At 58.1% G+C, this 14,102-nt stretch carries 13 protein-coding genes and 1 tRNA gene; 8 read left to right on the forward strand and 6 right to left on the reverse strand.

The features are described 5' to 3' along the window. Window positions 1-295: 295 nt before the first annotated feature. From R3F07_12055 to R3F07_12070, 4 genes are all read right to left on the reverse strand, one after another. A complete protein-coding gene (locus tag R3F07_12055; GenBank protein MEZ5277106.1) occupies window positions 296-2,434 on the reverse strand; it encodes a bifunctional DNA primase/polymerase in 2,139 nt (712 codons plus the stop codon). A gap of 253 nt (window positions 2,435-2,687) precedes the next feature. Beyond that, window positions 2,688-2,906: a helix-turn-helix domain-containing protein gene (locus R3F07_12060; protein MEZ5277107.1), complete on the reverse strand. Its 219-nt coding sequence runs from the start codon at window positions 2,904-2,906 to the stop codon at window positions 2,688-2,690. Between the two features lie 27 nt (window positions 2,907-2,933). Further along, a complete protein-coding gene (locus R3F07_12065; protein ID MEZ5277108.1) occupies window positions 2,934-3,929 on the reverse strand; it encodes a hypothetical protein in 996 nt (331 codons plus the stop codon). Window positions 3,930-4,000: 71 nt separating this feature from the next. Then, window positions 4,001-5,065 carry a site-specific integrase gene (locus R3F07_12070; protein MEZ5277109.1) on the reverse strand — a complete coding sequence of 355 codons (1,065 nt, stop codon included), beginning with the start codon at window positions 5,063-5,065 and terminating at the stop codon, window positions 4,001-4,003. A gap of 180 nt (window positions 5,066-5,245) precedes the next feature. Between R3F07_12070 and R3F07_12075 the strand changes: the two genes are divergently transcribed. Then, window positions 5,246-5,317: transfer RNA gene (locus R3F07_12075), tRNA-Lys, on the forward strand. Between the two features lie 509 nt (window positions 5,318-5,826). Here R3F07_12075 and R3F07_12080 read toward each other — a convergent pair. Together R3F07_12080 and R3F07_12085 are read right to left on the reverse strand one after the other, a co-directional pair. Continuing rightward, window positions 5,827-6,642, reverse strand: a complete 816-nt coding sequence (locus R3F07_12080; GenBank protein ID MEZ5277110.1) for a hypothetical protein — start codon at window positions 6,640-6,642, stop codon at window positions 5,827-5,829. 16 nt (window positions 6,643-6,658) lie between these two features. Then, on the reverse strand, window positions 6,659-7,366 hold the full coding sequence (locus R3F07_12085; protein ID MEZ5277111.1) for a hypothetical protein: 708 nt from the start codon (window positions 7,364-7,366) through the stop codon (window positions 6,659-6,661). A 338-nt stretch (window positions 7,367-7,704) separates the two neighbouring features. Between R3F07_12085 and R3F07_12090 the strand changes: the two genes are divergently transcribed. From R3F07_12090 to cysN, 7 genes are all read left to right on the forward strand, one after another. Further along, window positions 7,705-7,989, forward strand: a complete 285-nt coding sequence (locus R3F07_12090; GenBank protein ID MEZ5277112.1) for an acylphosphatase — start codon at window positions 7,705-7,707, stop codon at window positions 7,987-7,989. Further along, window positions 7,986-8,864 carry an ABC transporter ATP-binding protein gene (locus R3F07_12095; protein MEZ5277113.1) on the forward strand — a complete coding sequence of 293 codons (879 nt, stop codon included), beginning with the start codon at window positions 7,986-7,988 and terminating at the stop codon, window positions 8,862-8,864. The genes R3F07_12090 and R3F07_12095 overlap by 4 nt, the downstream gene beginning before the upstream one ends. Continuing rightward, the gene (locus tag R3F07_12100) at window positions 8,861-9,664 is read left to right on the forward strand and encodes an ABC transporter permease (protein MEZ5277114.1); all 804 of its coding nucleotides are present in this window, start codon (window positions 8,861-8,863) and stop codon (window positions 9,662-9,664) included. The genes R3F07_12095 and R3F07_12100 overlap by 4 nt, the downstream gene beginning before the upstream one ends. A 167-nt stretch (window positions 9,665-9,831) precedes the next feature. Beyond that, window positions 9,832-10,623, forward strand: coding sequence for a hypothetical protein (locus R3F07_12105; GenBank protein ID MEZ5277115.1), 792 nt, complete (start codon window positions 9,832-9,834; stop codon window positions 10,621-10,623). Between the two features lie 150 nt (window positions 10,624-10,773). After that, entirely contained in the window at window positions 10,774-11,388 is a 615-nt protein-coding gene (gene cysC / locus R3F07_12110) for an adenylyl-sulfate kinase (GenBank protein ID MEZ5277116.1), read from the forward strand. A 62-nt stretch (window positions 11,389-11,450) separates the two neighbouring features. Further along, on the forward strand, window positions 11,451-12,359 hold the full coding sequence (gene cysD, locus R3F07_12115) for a sulfate adenylyltransferase subunit CysD (protein ID MEZ5277117.1): 909 nt from the start codon (window positions 11,451-11,453) through the stop codon (window positions 12,357-12,359). 410 nt (window positions 12,360-12,769) lie between these two features. After that, window positions 12,770-14,038, forward strand: a complete 1,269-nt coding sequence (cysN, locus tag R3F07_12120; GenBank protein MEZ5277118.1) for a sulfate adenylyltransferase subunit CysN — start codon at window positions 12,770-12,772, stop codon at window positions 14,036-14,038. Window positions 14,039-14,102: the final 64 nt, after the last annotated feature.

The following is a 14,102-nucleotide window of genomic DNA, read 5'->3' on the forward strand; positions in this document are numbered from 1 at the left end:
GAAGGTCGACGCCTCCGGTCAGATCTCCTAAGAGCCTCTTGTGGCTGGTCCGATGGGCGTCGTGTTGCTCTCGATCGAACCGATCTCGAGAAAATTCAAAACTCTTGGGTTTTCTTGACCATTTCCTGGTCGTTCGATCGGGAGAGAATCGAGACGAATATCCGTGCACATTAGCGGGATCTGCGATCCTAACCCCAGATCCTGCAGAATGCCAGCGAAGCGCGAAATGTGCGAAATTTGCGAGACCGGGGCAGTGGGGGCATAGAGTTCGCACATTACGCACTTCGCCAATTGGTTATTGGGTGGCCGATGCGAACCATCGCTGAATGGTCCGGCTCTCCCCTTTATCAGCGATCACATAAATCCGGCCACACGACTCGAGTAACGTTAATGCTCGCTTAGTTTCATGTGCTGGGCTGTGACCCTGAAGTAACTTGGAGATCTCTGTTCGTGTCATCCCGCTCGGGCGAATTCGCAGCAACTCTTCGTAGATCGTATCTGCCGTCCTATTGCCTGTGCTCTGTCCGAAGATGAACAGAACGGATCGTTCAATGTAGTCCCAGATACTGAGGGCAGCTTCAAGGTGTCTTGTCCCGATCAGTTTTGCCTTGTCGAGAATGGCAAATATTAGAGCAAGCCTCAGAGTGTGGGGTTCGGCACGACCAAGGACACTGCCGCTGATACCAGGTTTTCCCGCGGAGAGTGCTCTGTAACGTTGAATCCAAAGCACTCTCGCGTCGTCCTCGAATCCGATCGCATCAAGCGTCTTGGCAAATGCAACAACGGACTTGAGATCGGTTACAATACCCTCAAATACTTCTGCTGAAGGCGTCCCTGGGAAAGGGAGGAACTTAGTTCGCCTGACGCACGCGAAGATATAGCGGTTGGCGAAGCCGTTCGCCAGTTCAGTTCGTTTCATTGATTCAACGACCTCGTCCTGAGTGATGTGTCCGATGATTGAGACGTGGGCATCAGTTGCTTTCAATGGGCTGTTTTTGGTCATGCTCCTAACCGACCCTTGATCCCAGAGCTTCCGAACCACGGCAGACAGCGTATTTCCGGCTCTTTCGATCGCTTTCAGGACACTGGCGAATTCGGGTTCAATTACCAACAACCTCTTATCCATGACGCCTTTGTCGATCATCACTTCCTGGCCATCCTTAAGCCCATACTCGGCATCGCGAATCGCATAAGTCAGTCCTTCGCCGGAGGAAAGGCCTTCCATGATTCGCTCATCGACCCATATAGGAGCAACTGCTTTCATGAGAGCCCGGACGTAACCTAGACTCGAACCCTTGCGACCCGTTCCCGAAGGTCCAACCAGCACAAGAAACTCATTTGATCCATGCCTGTCAGCCCCAACCTTGAAGTGGGGTCCTCGTCCGATCATATTTCCGAAGGAGACAAGAAATTGAAGCAAAAGTGCCTCCAGCGCCGCCTCGGTATGTGGTTCAAATGTTCTGGCAATCCGACCAGCAAGTCCGATGTAGGCATCGTCGGAAAGTGGTGCCGGCCAATCATCCGTATCCTTGCTTTGAGACTCTTCTAGGGACTCATCGTCCGATTCCACGTTCGTTTTCCTTGGGACTGGGATCCATCCATTGGCTTTGGCTTTGGCGAATAGCGATCCAAGGCCCAGACTTGGCGACCGGTCTTCACTGAAGCTCTTCCAGATTCGATCCATTTCATCTGAATTGTACTTCTCTGGACATCCCTTCGACCAACCGTCCCATAGCCCAAATCCAAGTCCTTCCGGATCGAACGAGTGAATCGCCATGCCCATCTTGATCCATGTATCTCGATCATCAGGTGGGACGAGTTTCAGTGCTGCTTCGATGCGATTGGCCGTTTCTTGGCGATCATCCGGGCTTTTCGCGATATACTTTGACCTAGAAGCGACCGCCTGCATCCGGGGTTCATCGGCAACCAGATTGACGAACCAATCTGGCAGATCAACGGCGACGATGTCGCGGGTAATGATGTAGTCTGAATCGCGGCACCGACTCGGAGGGGTGATTATGTAACCTCCATCCCCCCTAATGTCGACGCCATCGCAAGGACAATTTGTCCGAGACCCGACTTTCGTGCCCGGATAATTGAAATATAGGTGCCGCCCGCCCGATGGGGTCTTTATCTCGCGAGTCTCTGGAAGACCACCGTATTTTTCTCCAATCTGGTACAGGTTCCAGCCGCCGTTGTTTCCGTTCTTTTGGTCAATATCGACAACAACAAGGTCGGTCAGTTCTCCTGTTGGGAGACCGATGTTTGCTGTCGGATTGGTTTTCCACCAGGACTTGATAACATCTTCGTCGACCGAAGCATCCTTGAATCCGTGCGCAGTCAGGGGATTCTTTGCCCCTGGTGCGCACGGAAACACTGGAAGGCCTTGGCGGGCAAGTGCGAGAGCCGCATCCATATACGGATTACCAGTCATCTTGCCTCCTTGGTATTGTCTGAATTGACGAAATCGCTGAAGAGCTCGGAAACCGGTTCTTGATTCGGATCTCGGGGTTTGGTCTTGCGGGTGGTGTTTTGACTTTTGCGCATGGTTTGGAGTGCTCGATACAATGGGCCACTGATGTGTTCCACTCCGCCGTCGAATAGCTCGGTCTTCATGTCACTGACCCGCTCAAGGTTCTCGCAATATTCCTGTATTAGGATCTCCGGTTTGTGGGTCGGATGTCGTTTCATATCGATTTTCCCTCCAGAAGCTTCACCACTTCGGCGCGAGCGATGATTTTCTTGCGTAAATGAGGGAGTGATCGGAGGTGACCGCGCTTCAGGAGGCGGTACACAGAGACGACGGAGATCCCAAGGATTTCCGCTACCTCGTTTACGGAGTAGGCCAGCTTTTTGAGCTGGGTAAGGTCGGGCATTTTGCCCTGGTGCTCGGAATTGTATTCCATGCACCTATTCTAACCCCAATTTCTCCGTTATTTGCTGGTCTGACGTTGCACGAGAGCCACCAGCTCGCCCGGTTTTGGTGGCTCTGGGAAGCCGTCGTAGATAACATCTGGCACAGTCGCATCAAAAAGAACCTCGTTCAGCTTCCCGTCGGTGTCTCGGGTGAATGCGAGATGAAGCTTCTCATTTCGGCCGGTTGTTGGCTCGCTCATACCGGCAAACCGAAGGGTTGGATACCAGCAAATCCAGATGCCCTCCATGTCAGTTGCGATTCCGCGGTAGAGCTTTCCGAAGGTCTTTGGGGTTGTACGATAAACACAATCTTTGGGCAGATTCTCCATGAATCGTTCGAGGAGTATTTCGTAGGTAACGGGAAGTCGGGCCCGAGGTCGTATCTCGCCAACGTGGTATGCCCTAACCTGATCCGACAGTCTGAGGATGTCTTCCAAATCGGCGGATATTCGACTCGGGTTTTCAAGTCGTCGCAGAAAGTCTGCCTCCCCCGTGATAGCAATTGAACGTTTCATTGCTGCAATCACGTGCGGCTGCAGCTCGTAATCGGACCCTCTTCCCCGTTTGGCCGTTCGGTGATTTAGGTAAAAGTCTCGAAGTCCTACCATCGCGGCCTCCCACCAGACCTGTCCTGCGACTCGAATAATCAGCATCCGGTCCGGTTGTCTTTGGGCGGATAGAATTCTTGGGTCGCAGGACTGGGCGATCGCGGCGGCCAGACGTACATACCATGTATTGTCGATTCCGCGGATAACGTCCTCATCATCCTGGTAGCGAGCTGTCAGGACATTTGGAACAGCTCCACTGTGTTTCATAGCCGCAATCCAAAACGCCGCCCAGAGTAATCGTGGAGGCAGATCAAGCATCTCCTTAATGATTGCCTGAACGCCTTCTGCGAAGAACGGAGAATACCAGAAATGAGGTGAACTGAAGGTGCCAGGCAGTGGCTTAACTTCATTTCCGCCGACACGCTTGGTCGTGGTTACTTTTGTCTTCTTGGCTTTCTTCTTCATTGAGAATGCCCGGTTCCGTTGGCTTCCCGAAGGGATGTGACATTAGGAAGGAACGAGCTACTTCTGGGAGACTAGAATTCGACCTTCTCAGCCTGCTGCTGGCTGTGGTCGTCGCGAAGGTGGCCGTAGGTTTTCATGGCCAGCGCGCCGCCGTCTTTGTGGCCAAGCCACCGGGCCACCGTGGGTATGTCAACAGCACTTTCGATGCAGACGGTGGCAAAGAGGTGGCGGAGATCATGGTGGGTCATCCGGGGGATTGCGAGGATCCCGCAGGCCCGGTCAATTGACTTCTGGCACTCGGTCAACTTGAGGATTCGGTCACCAGCTTCGACTGTGTCGCCCTGTTGACGCCGCCTGACCTTGATCGCCTCGAGCAGCTCGACCAGTGGCGCAATCATCGGGACGACCCGGTTGCTGGACTCGCTCTTGGTCCCGGGAATCCTCAGTTGCTTCTTGGAGAAATTCGCGTGCCCCCAGGTCAGCCGCATGGCCTCGCCCTTACGGGCCCCGGAAAAGGCGAGGAATTGAACCAGATCAGCCGCGTCGTAGGCCCAGCCTGATCCCGAGGAGCGGATTTCCTCAACCATTCTTCGGAAATGCTCCTTGCTGGGTAAGTGGACGGGCTTGGCCCTGACCGAAACCCGCAAATTCCCCATGCCCTCGGGTAGTTTGGATGAAACTGGATTGGCCGGGATGGCGTGGACTTCGATGGCGATGTTCATCAGCCGGCGCAGGGTGTCCAGGCTCTGGTTGACGGTGGTGGCGCTGGTTCCCCGGGTCTTGGCCGAGGGGCCACGGCTCAAAGGGGGCGCGAAACCCGTGCCGGTGGTCTTCAGTCGGTTGACCCATTCAAAGACCTGTTGGGCGGTGATGTGCTTGGGTTCCAGCTTCTCAAACCCCGGCCAGGTCTTGGGAATTCGATCCATGGCCAGTTTCCGGGCCTTGACCGTGGCCGGCCGGAAACTCTGGTTGCCCTCGACCCTTTCACGGTAGGTCTTCATGACGTCAGCCATGTAGATTTTGCCCGTATTGGCGGGCGCAGGCTGCCATCTCTGGGCCAGCGCCTTGGCCTGTTCATCCAGGAGGCGTTGCTGGGCGGTCGAGAAGACGATGGTCTCCAGACTCTTCCAGCGCAATTTGCCGTTGACTCGTAAACGGGCATAATACCTTTTTGAGCCCGTATGCCTGACCAAGTTCTGAACACGAGTCTTCTTCCACGTGGAGCTGGGTTTCTTCTTGCCCATTCTCCCCGTATAGTACTCGAGTATAGTACTGGGTCAAGCGCTGAAAATCAAGTCACTGATTATCAGTCATTTGGGTCGATAGCTCAACGGTAGAGCAGTTGCCTTTTAAGCAATTGGTTCAGGGTTCGAATCCCTGTCGACCCACTTTTTTTTGTACGGCGAGCTGGGCTCGCGGAGATCCCGACACCACGGGATGGGCCGGGACAGGTCGGAGATCGGGTGGAAGGACGGATTCCTCGGGAGGAGAACAGGAAGAAGGGAAGAAGGCGCGGAGCGCTGAAGAGGGAGGGGAGCCGGAGGGGGGACTGTTGTCGGTGGACTGGCGGCAAGCCCTGCACTCAGGGCGACCGATGTGGATTCAGGCTGCAGGGCACGTCGACAGAGTGACGTGGCTACATCGGGACGAGGGAATGCGTGGGGCGAGGAGAGCAGGCTAATAGGGCACGTCGACACAGCGACGTGGCTACAGCATGACAAGGAATGCGTGGGGCGAGGAGAGCAGGCTAATGGGGCACGTCGACACAGCGACGTGGCTACAGCGGGACGAGGGACTGCGTGGGGCGAGGAGAGCAGGATAATGAGGCACGTCGACAAAGCGACGTGGCGACAGCAGGACAAGGACTGCGTGGGGCGAGCACCAACGCTTCGGCGGGTCAGACGATGAGTGCCCGGGGGAAGCGGGTGAAGTTGACCCGGTTGACGATGTGGTCGGCGATGGAGGGTTTCGCCATCGAGGTCTCGCTGACATGCTCGAGCAGTTTGGCCAGGAAGGGGCCGCGGTCTGCGTCGGTCGTGCGCATCTGCTGGCGCAGCTCGACCATTTCGCTCCGGTAAAGCATCCACCCCGCCTTGAATTGCTTGGCGATCGGACAGGCGGCGACCGCCTGTATCAGGCTCTTGCGCTGCCGCGGAGTGAGGTCACGGTCAAAGGTGAGATTGACCCGTTCGAGCAGGCCCAGGGTCTTTCGGTCGAGTCCTTCGAGATTGATCTTGAGCAGCTGGGTGCGGAGCTCGAGGAGCCGTTGATGGACTTCCGCCGACTTCATCCGGAATGCGAGCCGGATGCTGTGCATGTCCCACCGCTCCATTTCGAAGGCGACAAGAAGAAGCTTCGATTCTCCCGAGAGGCTCGGCATCTTCCGGGGCCCACAGCTGTCCTTGCGGTCCCGGTTTTCGGAAAGGGTCAGCATCTGGACGACGAGGGCGCGCTCGAAATCGGACAGACGTTTGATGAAGCGCAGTGACCGCCAGATGGCCTGAAAGAGCGTCTCGAGGGCGCTCTTGCGTTCGTCATCGTCACACCAGCCCAGCATGAAGAAGGACTCGGCGGCAAAGTCAAAGTAGTGGGATGTCAATTCACCGAAGGCCTGGGTGTCGCCGCGGACGGCGTTCTTCAGATCGGCACGCAGGAGCGACCTTTCACGGTCGGGCGGATTGACTCCCGTCATCAGACGAGACGATTTCGGCATTTCTTGTTCTAAAGAATCAGCTGTCGCGATCGCCGAAGCGGCGCGAAAGTTCTTCCCGGCAGTCCCGCATGACCCTCAGCCAGATTTCCCTGCAGTCAAAAAGGCGAATCCGGCTCTGTGCCTTGAAGTAGGACAGTGGCGGACTCTTGGATTCGTCCATCTCGTTCAGCATGGCGAGCGACTTGTTGAGCTCACTCAGGGAACGCTTGAACATGCACACGGCGAGCGAGTAGTCCCCCATGTCCAGGGAATGGACGGCAAGGAGAGCGGTTTGCTCGGCGCGAAACAGTGACGATTGAAAACCCAAGGCGGTCCGCGCCGGGATGCGGGCGGCGCAGGCTGGAGCGACCTGCTCCCATGCCTTGTGCAGCCAGACGTAGAGCGCCTTAGAAGCGATGAAAATGGGGTGTTTGTGGATCGTGTAGGGATCGACGTCGGCTTCGGCCTCGGCTCCGTCGAGCATCCGGTCGGTCGATTCGAGATCGGCACCGTCGTCGGCCAGGGGGTCGTCGTTGGTCCAGCCATCTTCGTCCCAGCCCATTTGGTGGGCGACCTCGTCGATCCGGTCCGTCCGGTCGAGGTATTTCTCGTAATGACTGAGGTAAGTCTGGACCGTCCGATCCTGGCTCTTCAGGTAGTTCTCCCAGTCGAACTCATTCCAAGCAATGTCCCAGGATTCCTCCCAGTCGCCTTCAGAATAGCCTTCGAATTCGTAATTGCTCATTGTTACTCAGGGAGGATAGGGAATCTACCTCATGCTGAAGTTGGATCACAGCCGGTCAGAAAGCAAACCAAATGTGATCACGATAGGGAATGTCCCTATGGGTCAGTGAGGCGGGTGTAGGGGAAGAAGGGATGAAAGCCGCTCCGCGGCGGAGATGGAAGATGTAAGATGGGAGATGGTGGGCGGAGGGCAGATGGCGGAGGGCAGAGTTCGGATACGGGTTGCTCTACTGAGGGGGAGGCAAGGTGTGCCCCGACGCTTGGGTGAGGGGCGATGCATTTGCTTGCGCTTGGAGGGGTTCAGGTGTTTGAAATCAGGGAGTTCCGTCTTTCGCGATCATGTCCGATTCTTCGCCTACCTATCACTTGCGCGCACATTTCTCGGGTCGGGTCCAGGGAGTGGGGTTCCGCTACACGACCTATCAGGTGGCGAAGGAATACGAGGTATCCGGATATGTGCAGAATCTGGCAGACGGTCGGGTCCTGCTCGAGGTCGAGGGAGAGTGGGATGAGGTGGAGTCTTTTCTGGACGGACTGAAGGAGCGGATGGACGGGATGATACGCGAGGTGGAGGTCAAGCGCGACCACCGCGCACGGGTCTTCAGCGGGTTTTCCATCCGATGAGTGATCTCCCTGAGGCCGTCATCGAGATCGGCGACCTGATCAAGGAATTCGATATCGGGCTGCGCGGGGTACGTCTGCGCGCGGTGGACGGCCTTTCGCTGCGGATTCCCCGCGGTGGGGTTTTTGGCCTGCTCGGTCCCAATGGCTCGGGCAAGAGCACGACGATCAAGATCATCCTTGGCCTGATGCGGGCGACATCAGGTTCATGCGCCGTGCTGGGTCAGCCGGTCGGGAACCTCGAGATCCGCAATCGCATCGGTTATCTCCCGGAATCCCCGGATTTCTACCGCTACCTGACCGGATGGGAACTGGTTGCGTTTTATGGTCGCATCGCGGGACTGCGAAGGGGCGCGCTTCAGAATCGGGTGGCGCAGGTCCTGGAACTGGTCGGACTGCGGGAGGCGGAACGACGCAAGATCGGGACCTATTCCAAAGGGATGCTCCAGCGGGTTGGTCTGGCCCAGGCTCTGGTCCATGACCCGGATCTGATCATTCTGGATGAACCGACGGCGGGGGTGGATCCGATCGGTTCGCAATTGATTGCGGACATCATCCGGCGGCTCAAGACCGAGGGGAAAACGGTGGTGCTGTCGTCTCATCTGCTGGCCCAGGTGGAGGGAGTCTGTGACCGGGTAGCCATCCTGAACCGGGGGAGGGTCATCCTCGAAGGCGCGGTTGAGGATCTGCTCAAGGAGAAAAACCAGCGCATGGCGGTTTTCGACGGTTTATCGGAGGACGCGGAGGCAGCCCTGTTGATCTGGCTCAGGGAACACGGCGCTGACCGGGTCTCCATCGGCAGTCCCCGCACGACGCTCGATCGGATCTTCGTGGAGCAGATCGAAAAGGCCGGCGCGCGGAAGGAGGACCTTTCATGATGAGCCGGGTATGGACGATCGCCCGGCTGACACTGGTCGAGGCGTTCCGGCAGCGGTTTCTGACCGTGGTCATCCTTCTCGGGGTGGCCATGATGGTCGGTGCCCGCTCGCTCGGGACGTTCGATTTTGGCTCGTCCGAATTGAAGTTCACCGCGGACCTGGGATTTGGCGCGATCACCTTTTTCGGAACCATTCTGGCCGTGGCGATGACCGCGCAGCTTTTCTTTGCGGAATTGGAGAGCCGGACCGCACTGACCCTGCTGGCCCGGCCGGTTCGAAGGGCGGAGTTCATCACGGGCAAATACGTGGGGATCGTCCTCGCGCTTTTCGCCTTTGCCGCCGTCATGACCCTCATCCTGGTGACCATACTTTTCTGGCGGGGGGCGACCCTTGTCGGGGACGAGATGGCAAAGACCCCTAGGCTCGACGCGGTGGCCTGGGTCGGTCTGATTCTGGGTCTGAAGTTGGCGCTGACCGCGGCGATCGCCCTGTTTTTCTGCTCCTTCGGCCGGACGCAGCTGTTCAGCATGGTCGTGGCTTTTCTCGCCATCCTGATCTGTCACCTTCAGTATCTGGCACAGGACGCCTGGATGAAGGGCGGCTCGGTCATCTTCCGGGGGCTGGCGTGGGTCTTTGCCGTGGCCCTGCCCAATTTCCAGGTTTTCAGCGTGGGCGATGCGGCCGCCGACGGGCAGGCGATTCCGATGGCGACGGTCGGGATGATTCTGGGTTACAGCATACTGTATGCGGCGGTCTTCCAGGTGGTGGCGTGGATCTGTTTCGAACGGCGGGAGGTTTGAGGAGCGAGCGTTGCTCGCGGAGATGGGAGATGGGAGATGGGAGATGTAGGATGGGAGATGGGAGATGGCAGATGGGAGATGGGAGATGTAGGATGGTAGATGGGAGATGGTAGATGGGAGATGGCAGATGGGAGATGGGAGAGCGGGTAGCGTGAGTTGTTGATGTGATGCGTTCGAGATGGATGACTCTGGTGGTGGTTCTGGCGCTTCTCTTGGGAAGCGGAGTCCTGCTGCGTCCGCTCGAAGTCACGACCAGGGCACGGGTTCGGGAGAACCAGCCGGCTCTGGAGTTCAGCGAGGTGGAGGGGGCGGCCGGGCAGGGTATCCTGCTTGGGCTCCTGAGCGGCGGACGTGCCCTGCTGGCCGACCTGGTCTGGATCCGCGGCTACACGGCCTGGGCGGAAACCGATGTCGAACGGGCTTCGGCCCTGATTCATCTGGCCGTCGGCATTGATCCCCGGCCGCTCTTTTTCTGGATCAACGGGGGCCGGACCATCGGCTACGACATCCCGGTCTGGGGAATCGATCAGGCCGGAGGTGAAACCCATCTGCCGCGCCTGGTCGTGGACCGGATCCGCCGGGATCAGGCGGAGCGCGCTTTGCAGTTCTATGATCGCGGCTTGGGTTACCATCCGGATCAACCATGGCTGTTGGTCGACATGGCCAATATCCACCAGAGAAAGCTGAATGACCTCGAAGGGGCGGCGGAACTTTATCGAAGGGCGGCGGAAGTGCCGGGCGCACCCTGGTTCGCGGCCCGCATCTATGCGGAATTGCTGCAGCGGCTGGGTCGGGATCGGGAGGCCTACGATTGGCTGGTCGCGCTCCATCCGACGCTCCCGCCGCGGGACCCGTCAGCGATGGCTCCGATCGTCCTTGGTCGGATACGGGCCCTCGAAGACAAGCTGGCGATTCCGGAGGCTGAGCGCTACCGGGCGAGCGAACCCGTCCAAGAATAAACTTGAGCCGGTCGGTGTCGTAAGTTCTTAGGTAAACAACGCTGAATTGTTGCCTTTCATGCTCATCCGTCCTGCAAACGCCCTGTCCCTGACTCCTCCGGCCATGCCGGCGGCCCGGCCTTGCGTGTTCCCGATCCGAGGTCCTGGACGATGACGGGCGGAGCCGAAACCAATCTTTTTCCCACGGACCATCGTCTGCTCGGACGGGTCGAAAAGGAGCACCTGCTCGGCCAGCGTGCGATGGTGATCTGGCTCTACGGTCTTTCCGGTTCAGGGAAGAGCACCCTGGCCAACGCCCTTGAGCGACGCCTCCACGCCGAGGGGCTCGTGACCACTCTACTGGACGGCGACAACGTGCGGACGGGGTTGAACAAGGGACTGGGTTTCAGCGACGAGGATCGGAGCGAGAACATCCGGCGGATCGCGGAAGTATCCAAACTCTTCGTGCGATCCGGGGTGATCGTGATCAATGCGTTCATCACCCCCCGCAATGACCTCAGGGCGAATGCCCGGGAAATCATCGGTCCGGGTGACTTGATCGAGGTCTATGTCAAATGTGACTTCGAGGAGTGCGAGCGCCGGGACGTCAAGGGGCTTTACGCGAAGGCCAAGGCCGGCGGGGTTTCCCACTTCACCGGATCGGAATCGAGTTTTGAAGAGCCGGAATCTCCCGACCTGGTCATTGATACGGTCGATCAGAGCCTGGAAGAGTCGCTTGAGGCGCTTTATCGCCACGTCCGGCCACGACTTTTCCCGATCGGATGAGAAACCGGTCAGTTGCAGGCGCGATCAACCGATGAAATGAGGGCAGCGAGCCATTTTACAGCATGCATCACTACTACAACCTGAGTCATATCAAGCAGCTCGAATCCGAGGCCATCTACGTGCTTCGCGAGGTCGCCGCTCAGTTCGAACGGACAGCGCTTCTGTTTTCCGGCGGCAAGGATTCCATCGTCCTCGTCCGACTGGCGCAGAAGGCGTTTCATCCGGCGCGCATTCCGTTTCCGCTTTTGCACATTGATACCGGGCACAATTTCCCGGAGACGATCGAATTCCGTGACAGGCTGGCAGCGTCGGTCGGCGCCAAGCTGGTCGTCCGCCTCGTGCAGGATTCCATTGATCAGGGGCGCGTGGTGGAGGAAAAGGGCGTCAATGCCAGCCGCAACGGGCTGCAGACGGTGACCCTGCTGGACGCCCTCGAATCGATGAAGATCGATGCGGCCATCGGCGGCGCCCGACGGGACGAGGAGAAGGCACGGGCCAAGGAGCGGTTCTTCTCCCACCGGGACGAGTTCGGCCAATGGGATCCGAAGAACCAGCGGCCGGAGCTCTGGAACATCTTCAATGGGTACAAGCAATATGGGGAGAACTTCCGGGTCTTCCCCTTGAGCAACTGGACGGAAATGGATGTCTGGCAGTACATCGCCTCGGAGAATCTCGACATCCCCAGCATTTACTTCGCGCACGAACGCGAAGTCGTCGAGCGGGATGGCTCGCTCCTGGCCAACTGCGAATACATCAATCTTCAGCCCGGTGAGCAACCCGTGGTCAAGCAGGTGCGCTTTCGCACCGTCGGCGACATGAGCTGCACCGGGGCGGTCGAGTCGTCGGCCGCGACCCTTGGCGAGGTGATCGCCGAAGTCGCGGCGGCCCGCAAAACGGAGCGGGGAACCCGCGCCGACGACCGCCGCTCGGAGACGGCGATGGAGGACAGGAAGAAGCAGGGCTATTTCTAGCCCCGAAAGCGTGACCGGAATTGGCAAGAACGGGCTGATGAACTCGAACCTCTCGATATCCCAAAACTCCCCAGACGGAAAGGAATCCGGATCGGGTTCTTGCCAATCCCTCTCGTTCGCATGCGCGAAATGCGATGTTGGCCGCCTGGAAAATGCGCGGTTACGCACTCGAGTGCGCGCCCCCGCCTTTTCGACGTCCGCCTTGCGCTTCATCACATCCGAACATCGTCACGCTTCCGGTTTTCGCTTCGAAGTCCGCTTGAGCGACCGAGATCGGAGATGGGAGATGGAAGATCAGGTGAAGATCGGAAGACAGGAAGCAGGGAAGAATGGGTGGAGGATTTGACTGCGAAGGAACGAAGGTAATGAAGGTCCTGGTTTAAGGGATTACGGGCATTGAGGTTTATTGAATGAGTACTGACACCAAATATCTTGATATGGATCTCCTGCGGTTCACCACCGCGGGCAGTGTCGATGACGGCAAGAGCACCTTGATCGGGAGGCTTCTCTACGATTCGAAGGCGATCTTTGAGGATCAGCTGACCGCGATCGAGAAGAGCAGTGAAATGATGGGCGAGGGGCAGGTGAACCTGGCCCTTCTGACCGACGGTCTCCGGGCCGAGCGGGAACAAGGCATCACCATCGATGTGGCTTACCGCTATTTCGCGACACCCCGTCGCAAGTTCATCATCGCCGACACGCCGGGGCACATCCAGTACACCCGGAACATGGTGACGGGTGCTTCGACCGCCAACCTCGCCATCATCCTCATCGACGCCCGCAAGGGGGTGATCGAGCAGACCTGCCGGCATTCCTTCATCGCCTCGCTCCTGCGTATCCAGCATCTGGTCGTCTGTGTGAACAAGATGGACCTGGTCGACTTCGACGAGGACGTCTTCAACCGCATCGTTTCCAACTTCAAGCACTTCGCCTCCCGCCTGGATATTTCGGACATCAAGTTCATCCCGATCAGCGCGCTCGAAGGTGACAACGTTGTCGAGAAATCGGACCGGATGCCCTGGTATCAGGGTGCTCCGCTGCTCTTCACGCTCGAGACGACCTACCTGGGCAGCGACTACAACCAGGTCGATTCGCGGTTTCCGGTGCAGTATGTCATTCGCCCGCAGACCCAGGAGTTTCACGATTTCCGGGGCTTTGCCGGCCGCGTGGCGGGCGGGGTCTTCAAGCCGGGAGACGAAGTGATCGCCCTGCCTTCCGGATTCACCTCCCGGATCAAGGAGATCCACACCCTGGATGGTCCGGTCGAGGAGGCCTTTCCGCCGATGTCGGTCACGATCACACTCGAGAACGAGATTGATATCAGCCGGGGAGACATGCTGGCCAAGCCGAACAATCAGCCGACGGTATCCCAGGACCTGGAGCTGATGGTCTGCTGGTTTTCCGAGAAGCCGCTGCAACCCCGGGGCCGCTACATCATCCGCCACACGACCCGCGATGCCAAATGCCTTATCAAGCAGGTGCGCTACAAGGTGGACATCAATTCGCTGCACAAGATCGAGGACACTCCGTCAATCGGGTTGAACGACATCGCCCGTATCCAGATTCGGACAACACAGCCGCTTTTCTTCGACGAATACAATCGCAACCGGCAGACCGGGAGCGTCATCCTGATCGACGAGTTCACCAATAATACGGTGGCGGCGGGAATGATTCTCTGAGCGACGGTGCCTGCCGACGCGAGGATCGGTTCTGAGACAGAGCCGACATGACCGGGGACCGCAA

The organism is Opitutaceae bacterium (genome assembly GCA_041395105.1).
In the GTDB taxonomy this organism is placed as follows: Bacteria; Verrucomicrobiota; Verrucomicrobiia; order Opitutales; family Opitutaceae; genus B12-G4.